This window comes from Paenibacillus sp. SER-28 (assembly GCF_052906305.1).
The window spans coordinates 421,734-444,304 of record NZ_JBRECM010000002.1 but is presented as its reverse complement, the minus strand read 5'-3'; the positions used below and the strand labels follow the sequence as shown (position 1 = coordinate 444,304).

Below are 22,571 nucleotides of genomic sequence, written 5' to 3'. Positions count from 1 at the left end.
ATCAGATTTTTGTGTGTTACGGAGTGTACAAATAATCCTGGTTGATGACGCTGTTATAGGGCTGTGTCGTTGCCGGGAACATCACTTCTGCCGTACGGATTGCCTTCAGCAATGCCTTTGCTTTGTTCACCGTCTCCTGATACTCGCTTTCCGGAACCGAGTCCCACACAATTCCAGCGCCTGCCTGGACATAGGCCCGGTTCTTTTTAAACACAATCGTGCGAATCGTAATGCAAGCGTCCATATTGCCTGAGAAGCCTAAATATCCAATCGCCCCTGCATAGGGTCCGCGTGCTTCCCGCTCCAACTCAGCAATAATCTCCATGGCTCGTAGCTTCGGAGCCCCCGATACGGTGCCGGCTGGCAGACAAGACAGGAAAGCATCGAAAAAATCTTTGTCCTCCCGTAGCTCACCCGACACATTGGATACAATGTGCATGACGTGAGAATAGCGTTCAATCTCCATAAACGTATCGCATTTGACTGTGCCAAACTGTGATACACGGCCCAAATCATTTCTTCCCAAATCGACCAGCATCAGATGTTCTGCACGCTCTTTTTCATCGTTTAACAGTTCTTCAGCAAGTGCCACATCTTCTGTCTCCGTTACCCCACGCGGTCTCGTTCCTGCAATAGGACGGGTTTCTACCCGGCCGTTTTCCACCTTGACGAGTGCCTCAGGCGAAGTGCCTACGATGATCTCGTCATCCATTTTCAAATAATACATATAAGGCGACGGGTTCATCGTGCGCAGCACGCGGTATACCTGTAAAGGTGAGGCCTCTGTATCAATGTGAAAACGCTGGGATAGTACAACCTGAAAAATATCACCGGAGCGGATATACTCCTTCGCCTGCTCTACGTTTGATATAAACTGTTCCTTCGTCACATTGGATTGGATCTCACCCAGTTCCACATCATCAGGAATGGAGGCTGATCCTAATCGCTCAGGCTGAGACTGCTTGCGCAGATACTGTGCCGTTTCCTCCAACTTGCGTTCCACGTCAGCATAAGCAGCACGAATGTCCTCATCGCGGAACCCTTCGCCTACATGAACATTGCCCACCAGCAAAATTTGCTGCTTCACATGATCAAAAACAATGACTTGATCGCAGAACATAAAACGAATATCATCCATATTCAAATCATCTACCGAATGCTCTGGTAGCTTTTCATAATATTGAAGCAGGTCATATCCAAAAAATCCGATAGCCCCGCCTGTAAATGGAGGCATTTCTTTCAGTTTCGGACTACGGTATTTACGAAGTAATGCTTTGAGCGCTTCAATCGGCTTGTCGTTTAATATTTGCCGTTTACCGTGTTGTTCCAATATTAAACGTCCTTTTTTACCCGAGACCATTAGAAACGGGTCTGTACCGATGAATGAATGTCGCGCCCACTGTTCGCCTCCCTCTACACTCTCTAGCAGAAAGGCACGGTCCCGCTCGGCATACCGACGGAAAATCCGAATCGGCGTCTCCATATCAGCCAGCACTTTTTTGTACACAGGAATCAGGTTAAATTCATTCGCCATCGTTATCACTTGCTCCACATGCGGCGTTAACATGAGATCACTTCCTTTCCAAATTGGCGCAGAACCATAGGAGAGAATATAAAAAAGCCTCTACCGGTAAGGTAGAGGCTGTCAGTTATTGAAATTATAAGAATGCTCCATATGTAAATGACTACAGCAAATAGATAAGTATACACTCATCCCTTTTGTATAAACACGCAGGTTGCTTCAAATAAGCTTCTCTGTAGAAGAATATCTCTTCATAGACAAAAGCTTACCTGCTACCGCCGGTCTCTGTAATCTCATATGGAATTGGCTAAGGCTGCACTCTTCTCATCTCAACTCTGTCTCTGGCTAACTCTACTCTACTTAACTCTGCTACACACACTATATCTCATGGGATGTTACTTTGGCAACCATCAACTTTAAAAACGGGCGCTTATTTCCCTTGGGAAGCCAGATCCGGTCTTAACGCCTGCGCTCCGTTCAAATATACATGTTTAATTTCACGCTGGGATTTATCGGTGTTCACCTGTACCATCAAACGAATGCACTTGGGTAAACTGCCTGCCACAGGAATTTCTAATGCACACATGAGCGGAACCATATCCCAGCCATCAAGCTGACGAATGGCCTTGGCTGGAAAGGCAGTATCCAGGTCATGGGTCACCGTAATCCATACGTTACTAATATCCTCCGGCTGAATTTCATTGTAGGATACAATTTCCTCCAGTAGTTGGCATGTTGCTTCCAAAATTTCGTTTTCTTCATTATTCACTACGGTCGTCGCGCCACGAATTCCCCGATTGTACATCGTTACGCCCCCTCTTTTAACTGTTCAATAACTTGTCGGATGTAAGAGACGGAAATATCCTTCACAACCTCCACGTGCCCGATGCTACGTGGGACGACAAAAGTAATGCTGCCTTCTTTGAACTTTTTGTCATGCATCATCGCGTCCAGCAGCCGATCTGTATCGAGATGTGACGGAAGGGAGGTCGGTAGCCGTAGCGAAGACAACATATCCTTCGTTTCATCTGCCAAAGAAGGATCTGCCCCCAGCTTCACGCCCAAAAGTGCGGAGCCGACCATACCAATAGAAATGGCTTCCCCGTGTAAAAACTCACCATATCCCGCAATGGCTTCAATCGCATGACCAATCGTATGCCCTAGGTTTAGAATAGCGCGCAAATCATTTTCTCGTTCATCGCGCGACACCACTTCGGCTTTTACGGAACATCCCTTTTCCAGACCGTACTCCAGAGCTGTCGCATCCAGCGCAAGTAAATCAGTCGCATGGTCACGGCACCACTGGGCGAAATCAGCATCCCAGATCAAGCCATGCTTGATCATTTCAGCAAGCCCCGCAGATACCTCACGAGGAGGTAATGTTGACAACGTATCTACGTCATACAACACAAGCTCCGGTTGATGGAAGGCTCCTATCATATTTTTCGCCAAAGGATGATTGATGCCAACCTTACCGCCCACGCTACTGTCATGGGCAAGGATCGTAGTGGGGATCTGTACAAACTTGACACCTCTCATATAAGAAGCCGCCACAAATCCAGCCAAATCGCCCACCACACCACCACCAAGTGCAATAACGGCTGAATTGCGATCCAAGCCGCCCTCAATGGCTGCTGTTATGACCTGCTCAAATACAGCAAGCGACTTGGAGGTTTCACCTGGCTTAACGACAAAGGACACTGTCTTGTAGCCAGATGCCTGAAGATTGCTCTCCAATGTTGCCAAGTAGAATCCCGCTACATTTTCGTCAGAAACAATCAACAACGGGCTTTTTTGCGCAATTCCTCGTTCCTTCAACAACTCTCCGGCTCGACGTAGCAGCCCTCGTCCGATATGAATAGGATAAGAACGTTCCCCAAGCTGTACCGTCAGCATACTCATCTTAGTACCGCCCCAGTTGTTCTTCGTAGGATGCAATATTCGCACGAATCTCTTCAATCGAATCCCCGCCGAATTTTTCTAGCAAAGCTTTCGCAATCTCCCAAGCTACCACATGCTCCATAACTACGCTAGCCGCGGGTACTGCACATGCATCCGAACGCTCAACCTGTGCAGTGAACGCTTCCTTTGTATCAATGTCGACGCTTTGCAGAGGCTTGTAAAGTGTGGGAATCGGCTTCATTACGCCACGAACCACAACTGGCATTCCATTCGTCATGCCACCCTCAAAACCACCCAAACGATTGGTACGACGGTGATATCCACGTTCCTCATCATATAGGATCTCGTCATGCACCTGTGAACCGCGCAATTCTCCTGCTTCAAAGCCAATGCCGATTTCCACGCCTTTAAATGCATTAATCGACATGACGCCTTGTGCAATACGTGCATCCAGCTTCCGATCATACTGTACATGACTGCCCAGACCAATCGGAACACCTTCTACGATACATTCCACTACCCCACCGACTGAATCACCTTCTTGCTTGATCAGATCAATATATGCTTCCATTTTCTTTTCGGTTTCTGGATCGGTTACTCTCACCGAGGAGGCTTCTGTCACGGCAATCAGCTCATCAATCGGCAGATCACGGTAAGGAGCTTCGATTTCCCCAATGCGGATGACCTGACCTGCCACCTTGATTCCGAACTCAGCCAGCAATTGACGGGCCAAACCGCCGCATGCCACACGAATTGCTGTTTCGCGTGCACTGGAGCGCTCCAGCACGTTACGAAGATCCTTCAGGTTGTATTTCATTCCGCCATTCAAATCCGCATGACCCGGACGTGGTCGGTGAACCCGACGTTTTTCCTCATCACTGCCTTCAATAGGCTCAATATTCATAATGTTCTGCCAGTGCTTCCAATCGTTATTTTCCACAACCAGCGCAATCGGTGCCCCCGTGGTATAGCCGTGACGTACGCCTCCGGCAATTTTCGCCGTATCTTTTTCAATCTGCATACGCCGACCCCGTCCATATCCTTTCTGACGACGGTGCAGCTGAAAATTCAATTCCTCAAAATCCAATTTTAAATTGCTCGGCATACCCTCTACAATGGCAGTTAGCTGGGGACCATGCGTTTCCCCCGCGGTTAAATAACGTAAACTCATGACGCGTTCCCCCTTTAAACTGTTAAACTGTGCATCGCTAAAACCTTTAACTGTGCTTCATTATAGTATACGCACCTTTCTTTGACAAGAAAAGCCACGTGTATGCAGATAAACAAAAACACGCCTCTTAGCCAAAGGAGCTAAAGGACGTGCTTTGCTGATAAGCCAACCATCAATTACTCAAAGATATAAATAAGTTCCTACAAAACTTTGGATGATATATGCAGGCTTATGCTTTTTTACGATAAAAAAAGGTTTCCGTCGATTCCAGACCATATTGGTTAGGAGAAAAGATTTGCTCTGTGCTACCGACAAATAACACACCGCCGGGACGAAGACTGGCTGCAAACTTTTGATACAACGTATGTTTGGCCTCTTCTGTAAAATAAATCATTACATTTCGACAGATGATGAGATCATAGCCATCCTCAAACCGATCCAGTAGCAAGTTTTGCTTTTGAAATTTCACGGCTTGTTTCAAACGGTCATCAATTCGATACATCGCACCATCCGGCTTGAAATATTTGCTAGCTACCTGCTCAGGTACATCCTTGAGCGAACGCTCCAAATATTTACCTTCCTTGGCTTTTGCCAATGCACCATCATCAATGTCGGAAGCTGTAATGGAGCAATTTCCTAAAATCCCTTTACCGTCGAGAACCATAGCCAGGCTATAAGGCTCTTCACCAGTCGAGCAGGCCGCACTCCACAGCTTAAGCTTCTGCTTTCCTACAAGCAGTTGTGGCAAGATTGTATCCCGCAGCACTTCCCACCGATTGGGATTTCGCCAAAATTCCGAAACATTGATCGTCATCCGATCCAGAAATTCATAGAATAGAGGTTTTTCCTTCATCATGGCATCATAAAAAGAAACAAAACTGGGAAACCCGTTTTTGTTGCGAAGCGTAGTTAACCGCCTTTTCATCTGTGCTTCTTTGTATTGTGCAAGATCAATACCTGTGCTGTCCTTGATTTTGCGGATAAACGCTGTGTAATCGGGGTCCGTCTGACCCAGTTCCATATCCGTCATGCTACCATCCTTCTTCATACGTAATTAAACTTATACCCAGGTCGCCACACTTTTTTCATACCGAACGGATTCTTCCGGCAAGAAAAAATTTGCAATCTCGCGCTCTGCGCTCTCCGGTGAATCTGAACCATGAATGAGGTTAAACGGTGTATGTGCTGCAAAGTCTCCACGAATTGTGCCCGGAAGAGCTTCGGTTACTTGTGTTTTACCAATCAACAAGCGGGAGAGCGTAACGATGTTATCCCCTTCCCATACCATAGCAAACACAGGGCCTGATGTGATAAAGCCTACAAGCTCTTCAAAAAAAGGCTTGCCCACATGCTCTGCATAATGCCGTTCTGCCTGTTCTCTTGATACTTGCACAAGCTTGCCAGCCGCCATTTTGAAGCCTTTGTCTTCCAGACGACTGATGATACGTCCAATCAGTCCACGTTGTACACCATCCGGTTTAACCATCAAAAAAGTACGATCCATCGGCTCACTCCCAATCCAATCTAATGTATTTATACAGTACTAAACTGTATTGTAACAGAAAGCTTGGAAACGGTTAAAGTATTTTGTCACAGCAAACCCAAAACACAACTTTAGTAGGAGCGGCGTGTTACAAAATGAGCAATATCGCGTAGCGTCTTTTTTGTTTTGACATCCGGTAGTAAGTCCAGCGCGTTTAGCGCTTTATTAATATATCGGTCGGCGAGAATTTCAGCTTTAGCGATTCCTTCACTTTTTTTGATCATATCCACCGCTTTGCGTGCATCTCCTTGTCCATCCCCATCCTGAATGCGGCGGATTTCAGCCAGTAGATCTGCACGCAGCTCAGGCTGTTCGAGCGCATAAATCACTGGAAGCGTAATATTCCCCTGTCTCATATCGCTGCCCGGCGGCTTGCCAATCTTTTTTTCCGTGCCACACAGATCGAGCAGATCATCCTGAATTTGAAAAGCCATACCTACGTTATAGCCATAGCTGTACAGCAGGGAATTGATACTTTCCCGTGCCCCTGCAGCCATAGCTCCCAACTGGCAGCTAACCGCAATCAACAATGCTGTTTTGCGCCGTATGCGAAGCAAATAATTACGCACACTCTGATCCACATTAAAAAAATCACGAATCTGTTCCATTTCACCAATGGACATCTGCACCAGCGCTTTAGACAGTACCCGGTGAATGTCGGGATTCGGCAGTCCAGCAGCAATAGACAGCGCACGTGCATATATGTAGTCTCCGGTGTACATAGCCACCCGATTGTCCCATTTGGACTTCACGGTGGGTTGACCGCGTCTCATTTCCGCATCGTCAATCACATCGTCGTGAACGAGAGAGGCAGAATGAATCAGTTCTAGAGGTACCGCTATACGCTTGAGCTTGTCCAGATCATATTCTCCAAACTTGCCTCCCAGCAATACAAATACGGGACGCAAACGCTTGCCCCCTGCTTTAAGCAGATGAAGCGACGTATCATTAATCAACGGCTCCGTACTGTCGATACTGCGGTACAACTCTTCTTCTATAAAGTTCATATCCTTCTTTAATAAACCAAACAAATCCAATCGTTTCATTCTTTCACCCGTGTCAGCGTATTGTCACTCCAGAGAAGCGGCTTCACTCGTCGGTCAAGCAGCCCCAGTTCATGCGCATACTGAAAATAAAGCTCTAAACCTTGTTGTTGCTTCTCTCCAAAATCATAACACAGATTAGTAAAGTAGCGCTCCCAGTAATCTCGCAGACCTCCAATTTCCTCGCATGCTTCAGAAATAACAGGCGTCAGGTCCGACAGACTACGCTGCTTACTTGCGCGGAACGCACTCGCAATTTCAGCCACCGCGGCAGGATTCTGAGCAGCAACAGCACGTCGTACTGCCCATACAGCAAAAGTCATACTGTAGCCCGTCCAGCGCTTCCACTCTTCTCCGAGGTCCGTAACATACAGATCTTCACTTCGCCAAGATGCCTTAATCGCGTGATCTCCAATCAATAGCCCTGCATCTGCCTGTTCCAGCATCAAGTCAAGATCCGGTTCACAGTCAAAATAGGAAGGTTGTCCTTCCCATGCCTTTTGCATCAAAATTTTCAACAAATTCACGGATGTAGCAGACGTATTCGTAAGTGCAATGGTTCCGTTTTTGATTTCGTCCAGCGGCTTGCGTGAAAATAGTAAAATGGATTGCACAGGACCATCTGCACTGACGGATAAATCTGGCAACAATAGCATTTCCTCAGCACCCGATGCATACGCAAAGGAGGACATCGCACTAATATCCAAACTCCCATTCAGCATACCTTGATTTAATTCAGCCGGAACTTTAGAAACCATCTCCGCCGAATGGAGAAGCTTAGAAGGATTAAAAAAATGAAAAATAGGCCAAGCGTTTGTATATTTAATTTTTCCGATTGTGATTGTCTTGGTGTCCGGTGTCGGCATCGGAATCCCCCCATCTCGTAAACAGTTGATGTTCTATACGCAAGCTGTCCAATACTTTGCCTACGAGGAACAGCACAATATCATCCAGCGTCTTGGGATGAAAGTAAAAAGCCGGCATAGCCGGAATCATCTTGACGCCGAGTCTCGCAAGCTTAAGCATGTTTTCCAAATGAATGGCATGTAGAGGCGTCTCACGAGGCACAAGGATCAGCGGACGACCTTCCTTCATCATCACGTCCGCTGCCCTCGCCATGAGATTATCGGACGAACCGTGTGCTACTGCTGACAACGTCCCCATCGAGCATGGCATGATAATCATCGCATCCACCAAATAAGAGCCGCTCGCAATCGAAGCTCCAATATCTGTGAACGGATGGTATACAAGAGAACCGGGACGGCCTCCGAATTGTTCATTCAAAGCCCCTTCCCGGTCAGTCACATTCCAGCCCAACTCCTCTTTCAACACCCGCCAGCCAGCATTGGAAACGATCAGGTGAACTGTGTATTGCAAGTCCAGCAGAGTCTCTACCAGTCGCACACCATAAATGCTTCCGCTCGCGCCTGTAATGCCAATAACGATTCGTTTGCCTTGATGTCCGCTCACCTGATTATTCATTAGTATTGACGCACCACCAAATCAATCAGTGTAAAGGCAAATACGACAGTGCTAAGTACACCGTTCATAGTAAAGAATGCCGTCTGCAATCGACTCAAATCTTTTGGAGATACGATATAGTGTTCATAAAATAAAATAATGTACGAAATAATCATGCCCGCCAGATACCACCAGCTTAAATCTGCAATAAAGAACAGTACAATAAATCCGATCGCCGTAATGACGTGGAATGCCCGAGCGATGTTCAGCGCACCTGCTACACCAAAACGGGCAGGAATAGAATAAACTCCTTCGTTTTGGTCAAAATCTATATCCTGACAAGCATAAATTACATCAAATCCCGCCGTCCAAAATGCAATCGTGAGATATAGTACGATAGCGGTCAAATCTATTTGTCCCGTTACTGCAACCCACGCGCCTAGTGGCGCCAAACCAATGGTCAGACCAAGTACAATATGGCAAAGCCAAGTGAAACGCTTGGTGTAAGAATAAAAAACGAGCATAAAAAAGGCCAGCGGAAACAGCTTGAACGCCAGCGGACTTAACTTGAATGATGCCCAGAATAACAACACCAAACTGACGATAATAAAAATCACCACTTCGCTCGATTTGAGCAACCCCGCTGGGATAGCGCGTCCTGCTGTGCGCGGATTTTTCCCGTCAATCACCCGGTCAATCATACGATTGAAGCCAAAAGCCGCGCTACGTGCGCCAACCATAGCTAGCAGGATCCAGCCGATCTGCGGCCAGGAGGGAAGGTTGCCTGTCACGACAACAGACCCCAATACAGCCCCCATGAATGCAAATGGGAGCGCAAATAACGTATGTTCAATTTTAATCATTTCCAAAAAAATAGCAATTTTCTTAAACATGCTGACTCTCCTTGATTCCAATGTGCAATGCCGCAATGCCTCCGGTGAGAGAATGAGCCTGGACATCCTTCAATCCGACTTCACGGAAGATGCCAGCCAATTCATCCCTTCCTGGAAAAAGCGCCAACGAATCAGGGAGCCATTTATACTGCTCATAACGTTTGGCGAACAATTTGCCGAGCATGGGCAAGATGTGTTGAAAATATGTGTAGTAAATCCCCTTGAACGGCTGCCAAGTAGGTTTGGACAATTCCAGACATACGACCTGCCCGCCAGGTTTGACGACTCGTTGCATCTCCTGTAACACTTGGCGCAGGTCAGGCACGTTGCGCAGACCGAAACCAATCGTCGCATAATCAAATGAATTATCTTCAAAAGGTAGTTCCATCGCGTTGCCCTGAACAAGCTTAATTTGCTTTTCACGGGATTCTGATGTAATCTTACGCTCGCCAACATTGAGCATGTTCTGACTAAAATCCAGTCCTACGATGTGACCACTTTCACTTGCACGCGCCATCGCGAGCGTCCAGTCACATGTGCCACAGCAAAGATCGATTGCCGTATCGCCGCGATGCATGTTCATTTTTTTCATCGTAAATTTCCGCCAAGCCTTATGTCTGCGAAAGCTCAGTATATCGTTCATCAAATCGTATTTACCTGCTATACTTTCAAACACGCCATGAACGAATTGTTCTTTCGGCTTGGTGTCGCTTGGTCCCATCACGTTCACCTAACCTTCCCTCACAACTGGGTGCGGACTATTTAGCAGCTTCAGGAAAGGCTCAAGCATGCGTTCAAATTCCTCGATCCCCGTATTTTGATCATCTGACAGGATCTGCCGGATGTGTGTAACAGCCGTGCGAAGCTTGTCCAGTATCGCATCCTCGGCTTTGTATTTCAGAACCAGCTTACGCCATGCTTCAGTGTCAGTACCACTCTCTGAAAGCAATGCCTGCTCGCTCCGATCCCCGTTACCATATATATGCCAGAACATATATCCGAAACGGGACTTGTCTGGTTCTGTCCGCTTGCCCCATTCTTCCACTAAGGTATCACAGAGGGCAAATTTGTTGAGAAGCTGCTTCCAAATTTCCTGATCCTGTTCTGCTACAAGTGAAGTGAATGATAAAAAAAGCTCCTTTTTGAAACGAACCATCTGAGTTAAATACTGAGTTGCATCCAATCGGAATTGCTGCATTCCCCAGTACAGACTCATTTTCCCTGCGTTCACTTCACATACAGCATCACTCAGCTTCGAAATGGCCGTGATGCGGCCTGCCAGTGCAAGCAGTTGGTAAAAACGACTGCTAAAATAGTCCCCTGCTAACACTTTCAGCTGCCTGGAACGCATCTCCTCCGGGCTCCGTATACCGGATAAAGTATCAATCATATCATGCGTATCCAGCCCCATCTGCACAAGTGAGGTTACCAATGCGTACAGTTCGTCCTCACTGGCATGCAGCTCCTGCGCATTCCGGTTCAAAAACACAAACATCAAACGGGTACGGCTGTCAGGAAAAGCCGGCATTTCCGTATGTTGTTGAATCATGTCGTATTCCACATATTTCCTTGCTAATTGGGGTACGCGATACGGTTTCATCCTAAGCCTCCGAGACATGACTTTCTGCTATACTCAAATAATTGCAATGCCTTATATTATATCACAATTTAAAATGATTCGCGACTAAAGTACTGTAGGTCCACCGGCAGAAACATCTAATCTGTATATACACCGTTAAACCTGTTTTGCCACATGGGCGTTACTGTAATGCGGAAACGGGATTTCAAATCCTCTGGCAATTCCGCGCCTTCCCGGCTTCTCAGCTGTTCCAATGCCTCGTTCGTCCACTCGTTGCGGCGTATATCGGATGCAAGCAGCAAATGCCGTTCTCCTGACCATTCGTCCTGCGTCACCACCCGAAGCAGCAATTGCCGTACATTCGTCGTTCCGTAAAAGCTAAAAGCGGCAAGCTCCGCCATGTTTTGATAAATCTCTAGTGGGGCAGTTTCTTCCTTGGACAGCTTGACATCCAGGGTCAGGACTGAATGTTCCCAGCTTGCGCTTGCAATCGGTGTGGTCAACGGCAGCTCGTTCAGCGTATCCACCAGATTGTCATCCGACAGCAGCACCCGTTGCTGAGGCGAAATCGTCGCCTGTGTTTCACGAACTGCTGCGGTTCCTGAGTCCAGCACCTGTAAGGACGGCAGCAACACAGCTGCTGCGATGGTTATGAGAATGGAGCCACCGAATACAATCCAAGGTTTCATCAGAGCCTCCCCTGACCTCTACTTCATAATGTGGGCTTGCTACAGTAAAGGTCCTCACTCTCATTCTACAACAAAAAAAAGCAGGCTATGCCTGCATTTTAATCCTCCGTATCTACTACCCCGTGCTTAGTCATCACAACGGCTTTGCCGCGAATTTTAATAGCAGAAGTATGATCCGTAAATTGGACGATCAGTACCTCGCCCTTGTCCAATTTTTCTGAATGATGCAAGCGTGTATCCTGACCTCTGGTCAGACCAAAAACCTGACATCCGTTGCTTTTCGCTTTAATTACGACGTACTCACTGCTACCCGTCACGTTATCTTCCATGTCCTTTTCCTCCCTGAGAGCCGAAGCTATACTTTTTATGATGGAGATTCAAGCTAGTTTTGTCAACTACATGCTTCCCGAGCTACCTGCAACAATTAGCGTGTCCCGAGCCATACTATCCGTGCAGTCCCATCCATTAAAGAAAGGAACGGATCTGATGAAAAACTATCTTCCCGCCAATCTCAGCCCTGCCCAAATCGAACGGCTTCAACAGCTAGAGCATGAATTTGCTGAGCTAACGGGTGAACCCCTGGTGCTGATCGCTTATGCCTCGCGAAACGCCAGAACAGCTTCCTCTTCTTCAGACCATAGCACCTCTACCACGAAGTAAACAGGGCAAAAAGAAAAGGCCGTGAATCAAATTCACGGTCTTTTCAGCGCATTGGGAATATGTAAGAAATCTTATTTAATTCCGTCTTTGAGCGCTTTACCCGGTTTAAATGCCGGAATTTTGCTCGCAGGGATTTCGATTTCTTCTCCTGTTTGCGGGTTACGTCCTTTACGTGCGGAACGTTCACGAACCTCAAAGTTCCCAAAACCTACCAGTTGCACCTTATCTCCGCTTTGCAGCGCTCCAGAGATCGCCTCAAATACTGCATCGATTGCTTTGGTTACGTCCTTTTTGGACAATTCAGTGCTTTCAGAAACCTGATTGATCAAATCCGTTTTATTCATAATATTCACCTCCCAATTCAAGTGTAGTCCAGCATTAAGGTTATCGGTGTTAATGACCGATATGAGGTCGCCTGTATAAAATAACCCGGGCGGCGTACTGCCTTCCATAATGTTATCATCTGTTTCCGTTTCGTCGTTAAATATACATAGAATATACCTAACCTCCGCAATATAGGCCGAAACTGGCGTTTTATGGCACCCTTCTTGCGTGGAACAAGGTTTATAGTAATACAGTCCACAGACAATTTCAAGTACGACGACGGTTTAACACGTAAAAAGTAACGGCCAGCGCAAGTACCAGCACTACTCCTTTGACAATATCATGGGCAAAATATTGCACATTCATCATCGTTAGTCCATTAACCAACACACCGATCAATACCGCACCAATAAATGTACCAATGACATTGGGTTTACCAGCACCAAAGACCGAAAAACCGACAAATACTGCAGCTACCGCCTCCATGAGCAAAGGGGAACCTGCGTCAATTTGGCCTGAGCCTACTCGCGAGGCATACAAAATTCCGGCAATCGCCGCAAATACGCCTGAAGCAACATAGGCCAGAGTACGGACTTTTTTTACCCGTATGCCCGACAGACGAGCAGCTTCCTCATTTCCACCCGTTACATACATTTGACGCCCATGCTTTGTATAGGTCAAGAAAACATGCACCGCCGCCACAGCCAGTAACAGTAAAATAACCGAAATCGGGATACCCAACCATTTACCTTGCCCCAGCAAAAGAAATGCAGGAGATATCTCCCCCGGCGCCTTGCTGCCATCGGGAAACTGCATATGATTGTATATGGTATAGCCCTGAGCGTACGTTTTGTGAATCCCGCTTACAATATACATAATTGCAAGGGTTGCGAGCAAATCAGGAATACGCAATTTAATGATCAATAATGAATTTAACAGTCCTACCAAAGCGCCGACAATCAGAGACACAATAATGACCACCGCAACAGGCTGCTCATACCAGACCATCAAAGAAGCTGAAACGACCGTTGTCAAAGATACTGTAGCTCCCACCGACAGGTCAAAACCGTCCACGATAAGTGACAACGTCACACCAATGGCAACGAAAGTAACAATGGCAATAGATCCTAGAATATCCATTAAATTATCATAAGTCCAGAAATAAGGTAATGTAGATGAAAAAAACGCCAATACACCTATAATGACAACTACGGCACCGTAACGAAATGAGACGTTTAACCATTTTTCCTTCATGAATGCACCTCTTCACCGCCGCTGGCATACAACAGAAGCTGTTCCTGTTCCACTTCGCCCCGCGCAAATTCCTTTATAATTTTGCCATCATACATCACTGCAATCCGATCACCAATGCCAATCCCTTCAGCAAATTCACAGGTTAGATAGATGATTGCTTTTCCTTGCTCCGCCAACTGGCCAATGATACGGAAAATATCACTTTTTGCCCCTATATCCACACCCTTGGTTGGCTCGTCAAAAACAAATACATCCGCTCCCGAATGCAGCCATTTGCCAATCGCAACTTTTTGCTGATTCCCGCCACTCAAATATTTAACATTCTGACGGAGCGATGGCGTCTTAATACCGAGAGAGGCGACAATCCCATTACCGTTATTTCGTTCTTTACGCCGACTGATGAAACCAAGGACACTCAGCTTCCCCAATAGCGGAAGGCTGAGGTTTCTTTCTACACTCTCCTCAATCAACACCCCCTGCTTACGCCGCTCCTCGGGTATGGACACAATTCCTTGAGCTACCGCGTCCGCTGGCTCTCTCAATCGAATGGAGCGACCCTTAAAGGTCAGCTCTCCCTTATCCGGCTTGTCTGCTCCTGTAAGAAGTCGTGACAGCTCCGTCTTGCCTGCACCAACCAGACCCACAATAGAGAGAATTTCACCACGTCGGGCCTGTAAATCAACGCCGTGCACTCGTAATCCTTTGTGAAGCCCTTTTGCTTCCAATATCGTTTCACCAATCGGTACCTCTGTTTTTGGGAATTCCTCTTCAAATGTTTTCCCAAGCATATGCGTGACGATGTCGCCTACACTTAAATCAGAGGCAGGTCCCGTGAACACGCGCTCGCCATCACGCATCACCGTAACACGGCCACTGTGTTCGATAACCTCCGGCAATCGGTGTGTGATGAGAATACATGCAACCCCCTCATCCTTGAGTGTATGGATTGTACGGAACAAACGTCGCGTTTCTTCCTCGCTGAGCGGCGCCGTAGGCTCATCAAAAATGATCGTATTTGCTTGCTGTGTCAGAATACGTGCGATAAGTACAAGTTGTTTTTCTGCCAACGTCAGTTCAGACACATATCGTCGTACGTCAATATTTACCTCTAGACGTGCTAATGCCTCACGCGCTCGTCTGCGCATAGCCCCCGGCGCAGCCCACCATCGACCATCAGGTGCAGACAAATCGTCCATTACAATGTTTTCAGCGACGGTTAACTGAGGCACAAGCGCTGAATCAACCTCCTGATACACACAGTGGATTCCCGCCCTTTTGGCCTCCCACGGTGAACTAATGTTTAGTTCCTTGCCACCAACTACGATAACTCCCTGATCGGAACGATACGCACCGGACAAAATCTTCATCAATGTGCTTTTCCCTGCCCCGTTGGCGCCCAGCAGAGCGTGAATTTCGCCACCCTGCACCGTAAAATCCACGGCTCGCAACGCATCTACACCAGCAAACTGTTTGCTGATTTTCTTCATCTCCAATGTATATACTTGTGAACTCATGGTGCCCCCTCACGCCTGCTTATGATAAAAGCGCGCCGAAGCGCGCCTTTTGCATGATGCAAACATTTTATTTGGACGTTTCATATTCCTTCATCCAATCCTTATATCCCTGCTCACTTTGACCCCATCCCTCCACATATTGGGACAGCTCGGATGTGGAAATTTGCTTATCTGGCAGCGCTTCGCGTTGCACATATACAGCCTCCAATACGACTTTCTCCTCCGGATTATCCCCATGCAGCTTCTGATATGCATAGCGCACTTGTACGCGCCCGATATCTGTTGGATCAACGGCTGCCGAGGCCACCCAAGGATTTTTCGGGTCCTGGATCATTTGCAAGTCCTCGTCGCTCATGTCAATGCCGTAGACCTTAATTTCCGTACGTCCCGCTTGTTGGATCGCACGGGCTGCGCCTTTGGCAAATTCATCCCAAGCAGCCCAGACGGCTGTAATTTCGCCCTTAGGATATTGCTTTAATACAGCTTCCATTTTGGCTTGCGTATCTAATGCAGGATTTTGAGCCGAACCAAAAGTCGCGATTTCTTTAATATCCGGATTGGATTTTAAAAATGCATCATAAGCAACCTGACGACGTTCCATCGGTGCAAATCCAGCAACCCATACTTTCACAATGTTACCTTTGCCACCGATATCCTTTTTCATTTGCTCCAGCGTCAACTCAGCCATGCTTTGGTCATCCTGTGAGAGTACTACCGCACCCGGAACATTGACGGCAGCATCGAACACGATAACCGGAATATTGCGGGAAATTGCTTTTTTCAGCCCTGTCTCCAGCAATGCATCACCGTGATCAGTCAAAATGACATCAAACTGCTGGTTAATCGCACTATCAAGCAGAGAAGCCATTTTAGCCTTATCGTTATCTGCCACAAACTTGGTCAGCGTACCGCCAAATTTCTTAACTTCCTCTTCCACGCCTTGAACATACTGTTGCGAAAATGTGCCCGTGTTAAACTCCATGATCAACGCAACCCGTTTACCCTTTAGATTTAAATTGTCCGTTTTTCCGTTTGTTGTATTCGATCCCGCAGTGCTTGTCCCTTGAGTGCCGCTCTCTGTTTTCGGCACGCCGCATGCAGTAACCAGCAAAACCAGCACCAGTAGCATGATAGCCCCTAGTCCTAGCTTTTTGTTTCTTTGGAGCTCTTTTTGGATATTCATGATTTCATTTCCCCCTCGTTCAATCCACAAAATGATTCAAATTTGATACTTAATATATCGCTTTAAACCAAGTATGTAAATAGGTTTTATAAAATATAGAAAAATTTCCGGTTTTAAAGCCAAAACACAACAAACAACCGCCCCCCGATTGAATACCGGAAAACGGTTGCTGCTTAAATATGAAATCAGGACGGAGCCTAGTCCGAAGATACAATCCTGTTTTGTTATTTTAAATATGAGAAAGCTCACATCTAATTTATTTGGAGCACTGCTTTACCGGAGAACCTCCGATCTATCAGTTGTTGGGCAATAGTTCCAATTTCCTTCCAGGATGTCTCCACTTCGATCCTTGGTACTAACTGGCCTTTGGAAACAAATTCACCTAATAATTTCAGATCTTCCGCCGGCGAATAGCGATTTATCTCCTCTCCTAAAAAGAAGCTATACAAGGTTCTACCACCTAAGCCCCTGATATTAATCGTTGCGTAAGGTGAGGACGAATGTCCCATGGATACACATATTCCGTCTGGCACAAGCTGAGGCAGTAAGGCAGCTAGCGTATCACCACCTACTGAATCTATAATTAGATGATAAGGTCCAAATGCATCAACCGATGGAATCGCGGTATCTCCAACAATAACCTCATTAGCACCAGCCTCTTGAACAAGTAAGGCTTTTTCCGTTGTTCTGGCAACACCTACTGTAAAAGCTCCAGATTGCGCGGCTAGCTGATGTGCAAAAATTCCAACTCCGCCAGTCGAGCCAGTAATCAACATTCGCTTACCGAGCAGCATTCCTCCTTTTCTAAGCGTATAGAGCGCTGACAGACCAGCTACTGGTAAAGTAGCCGCCTGGGCAAAGGTAATATCATCGGGAAATTCAGCCAGTAATGAAGTAGGAGCAGCAACCTGTTCGGCCCATGCTCCCATCAAGAGAAGGCCTACGACACGGCTTCCCTGTTTCGGACCCGTGCCATCTTTAGCCTGCTCAACGACGATCCCAGAAAAATCCCAGCCTGGTCTGATCTGTCCTCCATTATTTCTTGCATCTACAACTTCACCCCGATTAAGAGAGAAGGCTTGTACTTGAACGATCGCTTCCCAAGGCTGGGCCTGTGGGGCGGCAACTTCCTTTATCGCAAAATATCCTGAAGCAAACGGATCTGTTACAATTGCACGAACCATATGATCTCCTCCATGTTTGTCATTGAGAACCCTTTGTAAATAGCTCCCCTTTTTCACAATGTAGTATACTGTAGGGAATCATGTGTACCAAGTGTAGAACTACACCTCATTATGAAAAGGATTGAAAAGAGATGACCATGCACAAGGATGAGGACTTCCAGCACAAAACATTAAAAATCGTATTGGGAGAGATTGAAGCTGTTCGTATGAAACGCCAGCGGGAATATACCGAGCAATCTCACCCGTTATTGAAACGATTTACTCAGCAGGAGCTTAATGATGAGGCCTGTCCTACATATAAAAATCTATTGGTTGGACGGTCTCGTCGAATACCGGATCGGCAAACGATGATCCATATTGCTGAGTATCTGGAGTGCACTTCAGATGAGCGCAACGATCTTCTCCTCGCCGCCGATTATCTTCCGATCCATTACGAATTGGAAGGACGGTCTCTGGAGCTGGCGCTGGAGCAAGCGCAGCAGATCATGAGTAATCTGCCTTTTCCGGCAATGATCGTCACTCATACCTTAGATATTAAGGGGTTAAATGAGCCGTTTCGCCAGTTATTTGATATCCCCTATGATTCTTTTATGAATGGCAAGCTGAATAAAGTTGATTTTCATTTTAACTCCGATTTTTCCATTCGGCCCCGTTCCACCTTCGATACTGAGTCGTTCGAACAATGGGAGTCTCATGCTATTTATGGGATACAAGCTTTTAGAAGGAATAACATGTTTTCCCGATACGACCATGGGTATAAAAAGTTAATTGACAGATTTCGAAAATACGACGACCTCAATAAATATTGGAATATGCAGCCAAAGGACTCAGCAAATGAAGTTGAGCAATCCAAAATCATTTTGGCCAGAATGGGAACCATGGCCGATTTTGTCCCTATTCGTTACAAGCAAATTCATCTTTCTGTAAGCAGCCACATGTATCCTGGAATTGAAGTGTACTTACCAATAGACGAACCTGCACGCAGAGTATTTGAATATTTGGGGTGTCCTGCAGAATGTCAGAACTTCGCGTTTAATGAATAGCCAGTCAATGAGAAACGAAAGCTCAATAAAAATAGAGGTAGTCTAGGACTTTATTTTCTCGTCCATGGCTACCCCTGTCTGGTTTTGGAGGTCAGTCTAATATTTTGTTTTCTGCGAACCGTAGAGAGCAAATTGCTCTCCACGGTATTTCTCTTAAAGATTTTTTGGTGTGGCTTAGCCTTAAAGAATAATAGCAATGAGACCGCCGGAGCCTTCATTAATGATACGACCCAGCGTTTCCTGCAGCTTATAGCGTGCATTGTCCGGCATCATGGCGATTTTACCCTGAATGCCTTCCCGTACAATAGAATGCAGCGAACGTCCGAAAATGTCTGACTCCCAAATTTTGATTGGGTCATTCTCAAAATCCTGCATCAGATAGCGCATAAGCTCCTCACTTTGCTTCTCTGTTCCGATAATCGGAGCAAATTCCGATTCCACATCGACACGAATCATGTGTATGGAAGGTGCTGTTGCCTTGAGCCGCACACCAAACCTTGTACCCTGACGAATCAACTGCGGATCGTCTAGTGCCATCTCGGACAACGACGGCGCGGCAATACCATATCCCGTTGTCTTGACCATTTCCAGCGCCTCAGCGAAGCGGTCGTACTCCCGTTTGGCATGGGCAAAATCCTGCATCATTTGTAGCAAATGATCCTTGCCGCGAATCTCTACCCCGACGACTTCGACCAAAATCTGATCGTACAGCTCATCGGGGGCATACAGATCAATTTCAGCTACGCCCTGCCCCATATTCATCCCGCTCAACCCGGCCCTGTCGATGAATTCATATTCCATAAACTGGCCAACCACTCGATCTACATCACGTAGGCGTCGAATATCTTTAACCGTATCGCGAACGGAATTTTCATAATTGCTACGCAGCCAGTGCTCTTCGTTCAGTACCATGACCCAGCTCGGCAGGTTTACATTCACCTCATGCACCGGAAATTCATACAATACTTCACGAAGTACGCCTGTAACATCATCTTCCGTCATAGTCGCCGCGCTGAGTGTCATGACGGGTATATCATACTTGGCAGCCAGCTCACTGCGAAGCTGGAGTGTTTCATCACTGCGCGGATGCGTGGAGTTGATAACCAAAACAAATGGTTTGCCAACTTCCTTCAACTCCTCAATGACGCGTTCCTCCGACTCTACATAAGAGCTGCGCGGGATTTCCGCAATCGTGCCGTCTGTAGTGACTACCACACCGAGCGTCGAATGCTCCTGAATAACCTTGCGTGTACCAATTTCTGCCGCTTCCTGAAAAGGAATAGGTTCTTCGAACCATGGTGTGGAGATCATCCTCGGACCATTTTCATCCTCGTAACCTTTTGCTCCTTCTACTGCATATCCTACACAGTCAACCAGACGTACATTCACATCCAGTCCTTCCGTTACTTTGATCTGGACGGCATTATTCGGTACGAATTTAGGCTCCGTCGTCATGATCGTCTTGCCTGCCGCACTTTGCGGCAACTCGTCTACGGCGCGGGCACGGTCCGCCTCACTTGTAATGTTTGGCAGAACAATCGTCTCCATAAACCGCTTGATAAACGTTGATTTTCCTGTTCGGACTGCGCCGACGACCCCAAGATAAATGTCTCCTCCGGTGCGTTCGGCAATGTCTTTAAAAATGTCCACTTTCTCCAATGAAATCCCCTCCTCAAAAGTCTCCGAAGGAAAAATGCTTAAAGAGCATCCGCTTCGTGTTCAACCAACTGCTTGATCCCAGATGCGGCAGAACAGCCTTTAAAATGCCCGGAAGTCGTCCGCCGCCGAGATTCAGGAGACTGATGGAATCGGCGAAACGGCGTAAACTCGTACATGCATTTGGACTGATACCATCATATGTATCCCCTCCGTAAAATATGTTTAGTTTTTTGAAAAATAGATTGCGACAGAGCGATCATTGCAGAAACGATATTTTACGTTTGGGTCCACTCACCTAATATATGCGGGGCAAGGCTCTCCCATGACTTTGTCGCTAGACTAAATAAAAAAGGATGTTTCTCCTGACTGTTTAGAGTCGTCGGAAACCATCCTTTTTTTATTCTCCTGATATAATCGGCATTACCAAAGTTCATCATCCATCGCCTGACGCTCCAGTTGCCGCCTGATAGCCGCCTTGAGCTTATCCTCCGGTATGGTTACCTCCATATCGCCTTGGACACGGGCCTGGCAGGATAAGCGTATTCCTTCATCCAGTAAAGGTCCCAGCTTCCGCTGCTCTGCATCGCTGGGTTGACCTGCGAATTCAGCCCATCCCGGTGATATTTGTACCTTACACATCAGACAGGCTGCTTTTCCGTCACAACGAGTGGGAATATATACACCCGCTTTACGAGCAGCCTGAAGCAATGACGTACCCTGACCGACCTGTACGCGCCTGCCTGACGGCTTGAACGTAATCTGCACATTCATGAATGGTCCTCCAGTCGTCTTTCTCCTAATAACACAGCTTATACTTCATTGCCCTTCTGGATGACAGAGTGCAACTCTGGCCAAGGCAGAAGTTCTGCAAGCTTGTCCAATTGCTCCTCATTCCAAATATTACTGACTAGTAACTGCTTCAGTACAATTATATGACGTCGCGGGTCGCGCTTCATGACATCGGCAATCGCTTTGTACCGGTCGGGTCGATTTCGCAATATATTGAATAAAAGTTCATGACTGAGCGGCATCAGACGCAGTGAAGCACTCCCCAGCTCAAGCTGAATACCAGTCGACCAAAGTAGTCGCTCGATCTCTAAGCGGTATAACGCTCCGCCACATAATACCTCAAATCCTCCCACCAACTCGACTGGAAATCCCTCTAGATCATAGTGGCTCAGCAATGAAACGTAAGAGCCGCTACGGTCAACCTGCTGTCGATCTATACTCATACCCAGGGGGTGTGAATGAAGCTGCTTTGCGGCATGAATATCCGCATAAATATCAATGTCCCGAGGCAGGCGATCCAGTTCAACTTCTTGCACAAGTAGTGAACAGCTCCCGCCCAGCATCCACGGAACCGACACTGTTGACCAGCTCTCAGCCAAGCTACTCAGCGCAACTGCCAGATTGTGAGGAAGCCTGTCTACTAACACTGATGATATTGCCTCCTTCAACATCGTTTCCTCCTTTGCTGTCTTTCCTTCCGTTTCCTGATGGGCATCATTATAACATGTTCGACAGGGCAGTTCGATATTTTGTGTACTGAAAAAGTGGTTACCTACTCCAAAATACAAAAAAAACCGCGAACCTTCCCGGTTCACGGTGAATAATGCTAACTGGCGTGCGGCCAGCGGTCTATTTTTTCATCATCATTTTCATCAACGCTTCCATATTGGAAGGATTCATTCCGCTCTTTTTGACGGCACCAACAATATCCCTTACTGTATCTTCCGACACCGGAATGTTGGCCATCGCAGACACCTGCTTGATAAGCTGACGCAGTTGCGCTTCGCTTTGAAGCGTGTCCGCCTTTACCGTGCCTGCCAGCTTTTTCACTGCATTTTCGGATATGTTTTTGCCGCCTTTTTTGTTAATGGCCTTCAATGCATCTTTCGGAAAGTTTTTATTCACAATCTCCCCTCCTCCGCCATTGCTCAACTCAGT

Annotated in this window: 25 protein-coding genes; 2 read left to right on the top strand and 23 right to left on the bottom strand. The window is 46.9% G+C overall.

Annotation, left to right across the window (positions count from 1 at the left end; genetic code table 11):
• Positions 1 to 16: 16 nt before the first annotated feature.
• From trpE to mtrB, 14 genes are all read right to left on the bottom strand, one after another.
• The gene (gene trpE / locus ACUYLD_RS07445) at positions 17 to 1,567 is read right to left on the bottom strand and encodes an anthranilate synthase component I (RefSeq protein WP_235309591.1); all 1,551 of its coding nucleotides are present in this window, start codon (positions 1,565 to 1,567) and stop codon (positions 17 to 19) included.
• Positions 1,568 to 1,952: 385 nt separating this feature from the next.
• Positions 1,953 to 2,327 carry a chorismate mutase gene (gene aroH, locus ACUYLD_RS07440; RefSeq protein ID WP_013310718.1) on the bottom strand — a complete coding sequence of 125 codons (375 nt, stop codon included), beginning with the start codon at positions 2,325 to 2,327 and terminating at the stop codon, positions 1,953 to 1,955.
• 2 nt (positions 2,328 to 2,329) lie between these two features.
• On the bottom strand, positions 2,330 to 3,424 hold the full coding sequence (gene aroB / locus ACUYLD_RS07435; protein ID WP_446674698.1) for a 3-dehydroquinate synthase: 1,095 nt from the start codon (positions 3,422 to 3,424) through the stop codon (positions 2,330 to 2,332).
• Position 3,425: 1 nt separating this feature from the next.
• Positions 3,426 to 4,595 carry a chorismate synthase gene (gene aroC, locus ACUYLD_RS07430; protein WP_013310720.1) on the bottom strand — a complete coding sequence of 390 codons (1,170 nt, stop codon included), beginning with the start codon at positions 4,593 to 4,595 and terminating at the stop codon, positions 3,426 to 3,428.
• A gap of 229 nt (positions 4,596 to 4,824) precedes the next feature.
• Positions 4,825 to 5,625, bottom strand: a complete 801-nt coding sequence (locus tag ACUYLD_RS07425; protein WP_023989169.1) for a CheR family methyltransferase — start codon at positions 5,623 to 5,625, stop codon at positions 4,825 to 4,827.
• A gap of 30 nt (positions 5,626 to 5,655) precedes the next feature.
• Positions 5,656 to 6,099: a nucleoside-diphosphate kinase gene (gene ndk, locus ACUYLD_RS07420; protein WP_061829211.1), complete on the bottom strand. Its 444-nt coding sequence runs from the start codon at positions 6,097 to 6,099 to the stop codon at positions 5,656 to 5,658.
• Between the two features lie 110 nt (positions 6,100 to 6,209).
• Positions 6,210 to 7,184, bottom strand: a complete 975-nt coding sequence (locus ACUYLD_RS07415; protein WP_061829212.1) for a polyprenyl synthetase family protein — start codon at positions 7,182 to 7,184, stop codon at positions 6,210 to 6,212.
• Entirely contained in the window at positions 7,181 to 8,047 is an 867-nt protein-coding gene (locus tag ACUYLD_RS07410) for a menaquinone biosynthetic enzyme MqnA/MqnD family protein (RefSeq protein ID WP_446674697.1), read from the bottom strand. The genes ACUYLD_RS07415 and ACUYLD_RS07410 overlap by 4 nt, the downstream gene beginning before the upstream one ends.
• A complete protein-coding gene (locus ACUYLD_RS07405; protein WP_061829214.1) occupies positions 8,004 to 8,663 on the bottom strand; it encodes a UbiX family flavin prenyltransferase in 660 nt (219 codons plus the stop codon). Before ACUYLD_RS07405 ends, ACUYLD_RS07410 begins: the two co-directional genes overlap by 44 nt.
• Positions 8,663 to 9,535: a UbiA-like polyprenyltransferase gene (locus tag ACUYLD_RS07400; protein WP_061829215.1), complete on the bottom strand. Its 873-nt coding sequence runs from the start codon at positions 9,533 to 9,535 to the stop codon at positions 8,663 to 8,665. The genes ACUYLD_RS07405 and ACUYLD_RS07400 overlap by 1 nt, the downstream gene beginning before the upstream one ends.
• Positions 9,528 to 10,256 (bottom strand): demethylmenaquinone methyltransferase, encoded by a 729-nt coding sequence (locus ACUYLD_RS07395; RefSeq protein ID WP_254325691.1) that lies wholly within the window; start codon positions 10,254 to 10,256, stop codon positions 9,528 to 9,530. Before ACUYLD_RS07395 ends, ACUYLD_RS07400 begins: the two co-directional genes overlap by 8 nt.
• 9 nt (positions 10,257 to 10,265) lie before the next feature.
• Positions 10,266 to 11,135: a heptaprenyl diphosphate synthase component 1 gene (locus tag ACUYLD_RS07390; protein WP_446674696.1), complete on the bottom strand. Its 870-nt coding sequence runs from the start codon at positions 11,133 to 11,135 to the stop codon at positions 10,266 to 10,268.
• Positions 11,136 to 11,251: 116 nt separating this feature from the next.
• A complete protein-coding gene (locus tag ACUYLD_RS07385) occupies positions 11,252 to 11,803 on the bottom strand; it encodes a hypothetical protein (protein ID WP_023989175.1) in 552 nt (183 codons plus the stop codon).
• Between the two features lie 98 nt (positions 11,804 to 11,901).
• Positions 11,902 to 12,132: a trp RNA-binding attenuation protein MtrB gene (gene mtrB / locus ACUYLD_RS07380; RefSeq protein WP_013310730.1), complete on the bottom strand. Its 231-nt coding sequence runs from the start codon at positions 12,130 to 12,132 to the stop codon at positions 11,902 to 11,904.
• Positions 12,133 to 12,169: 37 nt separating this feature from the next.
• Here mtrB and ACUYLD_RS07375 point away from each other — a divergent pair, with 37 nt between their 5' ends.
• The gene (locus tag ACUYLD_RS07375) at positions 12,170 to 12,463 is read left to right on the top strand and encodes a hypothetical protein (protein WP_250261099.1); all 294 of its coding nucleotides are present in this window, start codon (positions 12,170 to 12,172) and stop codon (positions 12,461 to 12,463) included.
• Positions 12,464 to 12,534: 71 nt separating this feature from the next.
• Here the strand turns inward: ACUYLD_RS07375 and ACUYLD_RS07370 are convergent, their stop codons facing one another.
• The 5 genes from ACUYLD_RS07370 to ACUYLD_RS07350 all read right to left on the bottom strand — a co-directional run bounded on the left by ACUYLD_RS07370 (position 12,535) and on the right by ACUYLD_RS07350 (position 17,922).
• Positions 12,535 to 12,807, bottom strand: coding sequence for an HU family DNA-binding protein (locus ACUYLD_RS07370; RefSeq protein WP_013310732.1), 273 nt, complete (start codon positions 12,805 to 12,807; stop codon positions 12,535 to 12,537).
• 247 nt (positions 12,808 to 13,054) lie between these two features.
• The gene (locus tag ACUYLD_RS07365) at positions 13,055 to 14,041 is read right to left on the bottom strand and encodes an ABC transporter permease (protein WP_165177228.1); all 987 of its coding nucleotides are present in this window, start codon (positions 14,039 to 14,041) and stop codon (positions 13,055 to 13,057) included.
• Entirely contained in the window at positions 14,038 to 15,555 is a 1,518-nt protein-coding gene (locus tag ACUYLD_RS07360; RefSeq protein WP_446674695.1) for a sugar ABC transporter ATP-binding protein, read from the bottom strand. Before ACUYLD_RS07360 ends, ACUYLD_RS07365 begins: the two co-directional genes overlap by 4 nt.
• A gap of 67 nt (positions 15,556 to 15,622) precedes the next feature.
• Entirely contained in the window at positions 15,623 to 16,738 is a 1,116-nt protein-coding gene (locus ACUYLD_RS07355; protein ID WP_446674694.1) for a sugar ABC transporter substrate-binding protein, read from the bottom strand.
• A gap of 251 nt (positions 16,739 to 16,989) precedes the next feature.
• The gene (locus tag ACUYLD_RS07350) at positions 16,990 to 17,922 is read right to left on the bottom strand and encodes a zinc-binding dehydrogenase (RefSeq protein WP_061829222.1); all 933 of its coding nucleotides are present in this window, start codon (positions 17,920 to 17,922) and stop codon (positions 16,990 to 16,992) included.
• A gap of 131 nt (positions 17,923 to 18,053) precedes the next feature.
• On the opposite strand from ACUYLD_RS07350, the gene ACUYLD_RS07345 reads away from it, so the two are divergent.
• Positions 18,054 to 18,965 carry an MmyB family transcriptional regulator gene (locus ACUYLD_RS07345; protein WP_061829223.1) on the top strand — a complete coding sequence of 304 codons (912 nt, stop codon included), beginning with the start codon at positions 18,054 to 18,056 and terminating at the stop codon, positions 18,963 to 18,965.
• A gap of 180 nt (positions 18,966 to 19,145) precedes the next feature.
• Here ACUYLD_RS07345 and spoIVA read toward each other — a convergent pair whose 3' ends face one another.
• From spoIVA to ACUYLD_RS07325, 4 genes are all read right to left on the bottom strand, one after another.
• On the bottom strand, positions 19,146 to 20,624 hold the full coding sequence (gene spoIVA / locus ACUYLD_RS07340) for a stage IV sporulation protein A (protein ID WP_023989182.1): 1,479 nt from the start codon (positions 20,622 to 20,624) through the stop codon (positions 19,146 to 19,148).
• 420 nt (positions 20,625 to 21,044) lie between these two features.
• Positions 21,045 to 21,395, bottom strand: coding sequence for a 2Fe-2S iron-sulfur cluster-binding protein (locus ACUYLD_RS07335; protein WP_235309581.1), 351 nt, complete (start codon positions 21,393 to 21,395; stop codon positions 21,045 to 21,047).
• Positions 21,396 to 21,433: 38 nt separating this feature from the next.
• Entirely contained in the window at positions 21,434 to 22,084 is a 651-nt protein-coding gene (locus ACUYLD_RS07330) for a hypothetical protein (RefSeq protein WP_446674693.1), read from the bottom strand.
• Between the two features lie 178 nt (positions 22,085 to 22,262).
• Positions 22,263 to 22,538, bottom strand: coding sequence for a stage VI sporulation protein F (locus ACUYLD_RS07325; RefSeq protein ID WP_013310741.1), 276 nt, complete (start codon positions 22,536 to 22,538; stop codon positions 22,263 to 22,265).
• Positions 22,539 to 22,571: the final 33 nt, after the last annotated feature.

What these genes read in the sequence shown, in the direction of transcription:
- aroB (WP_446674698.1), bottom strand. Translation starts at nt 3,424, where the DNA reads ATGAGTATGCTGACGGTACAGCTTGGGGAACGTTCTTATCCTATTCAT.
- aroH (WP_013310718.1), bottom strand. Translation starts at nt 2,327, where the DNA reads ATGTACAATCGGGGAATTCGTGGCGCGACGACCGTAGTGAATAATGAA.
- ACUYLD_RS07365 (WP_165177228.1), bottom strand. Translation starts at nt 14,041, where the DNA reads ATGAAGGAAAAATGGTTAAACGTCTCATTTCGTTACGGTGCCGTAGTT.
- ACUYLD_RS07330 (WP_446674693.1), bottom strand. Translation starts at nt 22,084, where the DNA reads ATGTTGAAGGAGGCAATATCATCAGTGTTAGTAGACAGGCTTCCTCAC.
- ACUYLD_RS07405 (WP_061829214.1), bottom strand. Translation starts at nt 8,663, where the DNA reads ATGAATAATCAGGTGAGCGGACATCAAGGCAAACGAATCGTTATTGGC.
- ACUYLD_RS07375 (WP_250261099.1), top strand. Translation starts at nt 12,170, where the DNA reads ATGATGGAGATTCAAGCTAGTTTTGTCAACTACATGCTTCCCGAGCTA.
- ACUYLD_RS07355 (WP_446674694.1), bottom strand. Translation starts at nt 16,738, where the DNA reads ATGAATATCCAAAAAGAGCTCCAAAGAAACAAAAAGCTAGGACTAGGG.
- trpE (WP_235309591.1), bottom strand. Translation starts at nt 1,567, where the DNA reads ATGTTAACGCCGCATGTGGAGCAAGTGATAACGATGGCGAATGAATTT.
- mtrB (WP_013310730.1), bottom strand. Translation starts at nt 12,132, where the DNA reads ATGGAAGATAACGTGACGGGTAGCAGTGAGTACGTCGTAATTAAAGCG.
- ACUYLD_RS07390 (WP_446674696.1), bottom strand. Translation starts at nt 11,135, where the DNA reads ATGAAACCGTATCGCGTACCCCAATTAGCAAGGAAATATGTGGAATAC.
- aroC (WP_013310720.1), bottom strand. Translation starts at nt 4,595, where the DNA reads ATGAGTTTACGTTATTTAACCGCGGGGGAAACGCATGGTCCCCAGCTA.
- ACUYLD_RS07345 (WP_061829223.1), top strand. Translation starts at nt 18,054, where the DNA reads ATGACCATGCACAAGGATGAGGACTTCCAGCACAAAACATTAAAAATC.
- ndk (WP_061829211.1), bottom strand. Translation starts at nt 6,099, where the DNA reads ATGGATCGTACTTTTTTGATGGTTAAACCGGATGGTGTACAACGTGGA.
- ACUYLD_RS07400 (WP_061829215.1), bottom strand. Translation starts at nt 9,535, where the DNA reads ATGTTTAAGAAAATTGCTATTTTTTTGGAAATGATTAAAATTGAACAT.
- ACUYLD_RS07395 (WP_254325691.1), bottom strand. Translation starts at nt 10,256, where the DNA reads ATGGGACCAAGCGACACCAAGCCGAAAGAACAATTCGTTCATGGCGTG.
- ACUYLD_RS07410 (WP_446674697.1), bottom strand. Translation starts at nt 8,047, where the DNA reads ATGCCGACACCGGACACCAAGACAATCACAATCGGAAAAATTAAATAT.
- ACUYLD_RS07335 (WP_235309581.1), bottom strand. Translation starts at nt 21,395, where the DNA reads ATGAATGTGCAGATTACGTTCAAGCCGTCAGGCAGGCGCGTACAGGTC.
- ACUYLD_RS07415 (WP_061829212.1), bottom strand. Translation starts at nt 7,184, where the DNA reads ATGAAACGATTGGATTTGTTTGGTTTATTAAAGAAGGATATGAACTTT.
- ACUYLD_RS07350 (WP_061829222.1), bottom strand. Translation starts at nt 17,922, where the DNA reads ATGGTTCGTGCAATTGTAACAGATCCGTTTGCTTCAGGATATTTTGCG.
- ACUYLD_RS07425 (WP_023989169.1), bottom strand. Translation starts at nt 5,625, where the DNA reads ATGACGGATATGGAACTGGGTCAGACGGACCCCGATTACACAGCGTTT.
- ACUYLD_RS07385 (WP_023989175.1), bottom strand. Translation starts at nt 11,803, where the DNA reads ATGAAACCTTGGATTGTATTCGGTGGCTCCATTCTCATAACCATCGCA.
- ACUYLD_RS07370 (WP_013310732.1), bottom strand. Translation starts at nt 12,807, where the DNA reads ATGAATAAAACGGATTTGATCAATCAGGTTTCTGAAAGCACTGAATTG.
- ACUYLD_RS07360 (WP_446674695.1), bottom strand. Translation starts at nt 15,555, where the DNA reads ATGAGTTCACAAGTATATACATTGGAGATGAAGAAAATCAGCAAACAG.